Genomic DNA, 2,209 nt, shown 5'->3' on the forward strand with positions numbered 1-2,209 from the left:
GCCCCCGACCCCACCGGGGCCCCCGCCGAGGCGGACGCGGCGGGAACCGACGGGGACACCCCCCGGGCGCTGCGCCCCTCCCGGGCGGAACTCGTCGAGGGCGCCGGCGCGCGGACCGTGGCCGTGCTCGCCGACCTCTTCCCGAACCTGCTCCCGGCCGGCCTGGAGCACCGGCCCGCGCTGCGCCTGCTCGGCGTCTCCCGCATCCCGCTGGGCGAGGCCATCGACCGGGTCGCCGCCGCCGACCGGCCGCCGTCCTGGTGGCACAACCTGTACGACGCGCTCGCCGGCACCGACCCCGACCTGCTCACCGGCCTGCCCGTGCCGCTCGCCGACGGACGTCCCGCCATCGGCCCGCGCGGCGTGCTGCTGCCCCTCCCCGCCGGGGACACCCGCCCCGGGGACGGCCACGGGCCCGGGGACCCCGACCCGGGAACCGGCCCGGTGCCCGCCCGTCTGGCCCGTCTCGGCCTGCGCGTCGCCCACCCCGGGGCCGTCCACCCACTGCTGGAGAAGCTCGGCGCCGTCCCCGCCACGCCGCGCGCCGTGCTGGAGACCCCCCGGGTGCGGGCCGCCGTCGCCGCCTCGATGGAGGACGACCCGCTCGGCGACCCCCTGGCGGACCCCCTCGACGGTGACGACGGCGATGCCGCCGGCCCGCTGCGCGCCCCGGAACTGGCCGACATCGTCCTCGACCTGGTCCGCGCGGCCGGGATCGAGCCCGGCGAACTGCCCTGGCTGGCCGCCCTCGCCCTCCCCGACGAGGACGCCGAACCCACCCCCGCCGGCGAACTCGTCCTGCCCGGCAGCCCCTTCCACGCCGTCATCCGCGACGGCGAACTCCCGCTGTGCGACCCGGAACTCGTCGAGCGCTGGGGGGAGGGGCCGCTCGCCGCCGTGGGCGTGCAGGCCCGCTTCGCGCTGCACCGCGCCGAGGACGTCGTCCTCGATCCGGACGAACTCGTCCCCGAGGACCGCCGCGACCCCGGCTACCCCGAACCCGACGACCTCGGCCTGCTCGACGCCGTGGACGTGTGGTGCGAGGACGCCCTGGACGATCTCCCCGACACCCCTCTGCCCCCGGTCGCCGGCGAGGTCATGGGCGTGCGCGACCTGGAACTGGTGGACGACGACCGCTGGCCGCTCGCCCTCGCCCAGCTCTCCGAACCCCCGCTGCGCGACGCCCTCACCCGCCCGGTCCGGGTGCGCATGCCCGACGGCACCGTGGAGACCACCCGCCCCTACACGGCGTGGTGGCTGCGCGGCGCCCCGGTCCTCGGCGGCCGACGCCCCGCCGGGCTGCGCACCCCCGACGGGGACCCCCTGCTCATCGACCTCTACGACACCGTGGACGCCGGGCACACCGCCGGCGTGGACGAACGCGTGCTGCGTGCGCTGGGGGTGCGCACCACCGCCGCCGCGCTCCTCGACGAGCCGGGCGGCGCCGCGGAGCTGCTCTCCCGCCTCGCCGACCCCGACCGGGAGGTGGACCCCACCCGACTGCACGGCCTCTACACGCTTCTCGCCGAACTGGACCCGGAGGAGGTCACCCTCCCCGACGAACTGCGCGCCGTCGTCCTCGGCGACGGGGCGGGCGGCGACACCGGGGCCCGGAGCGTCGTCGTGCCGGCGGGGGAGGCGCTGGTCGCCGACGCCCCCGACCTGCTGCCGCTCGCCGCCGGACGCCCCCTGCTGCCCTGCGATCCGCGCCGGGCCGCCGCCCTCGGCGTGCTGCTGGAGGTACCCCTGCTGGGCACCGCCCTCGCCGGTGGGGCCGCCGTCCCGGCGGACGCCGGGGAGGAGCGGGAGGTACCCGCCGCCGCCCGCGCCCTCCTGGGCCCCGACACCCCCGACCGGTACCGCGAGCACGAGGAACTGGTGGTGGCCGGGGTCGAGTTGGACTGGCGCCTGTGCGACGGCGTCGTGCACGCAGCCACCGTGGAGGGCCTGGCCGCCGGGTTGGCCCGGGCCGCCGGTCGCTGGTCGCGGCGGTTCGAACTCGCCGCCCTGCTGGAGGACCCCTCGCGGACCGCCGAACTCTCGGTGGCCCGCTGGTTCGACTGATGCCCCGGGCCGGGCGGAACCCCGCCGGGTCGTGGCCCCGCGGCCGGGTCCCGGCCGCCCGGGGTGCGGGACCGCTCCTCCGGGGGTTCACTCGAAGGGAGTAGTTCAGGGGGTGGGCGGGGCGACGGCGCGGCGTTGTCGCCCC

Annotated in this window: 1 pseudogene; it reads left to right on the plus strand. The window is 78.8% G+C overall.

From position 1 onward, the window contains the following. Window positions 1–2,064, plus strand: a pseudogene (locus FOE67_RS23380) (sacsin N-terminal ATP-binding-like domain-containing protein); the annotation flags it as partial. Window positions 2,065–2,209: the final 145 nt, after the last annotated feature.

This window comes from Streptomyces calidiresistens, assembly GCF_014141525.1.
Lineage (GTDB): Bacteria > Actinomycetota > Actinomycetes > Streptomycetales > Streptomycetaceae > Streptomyces > Streptomyces calidiresistens.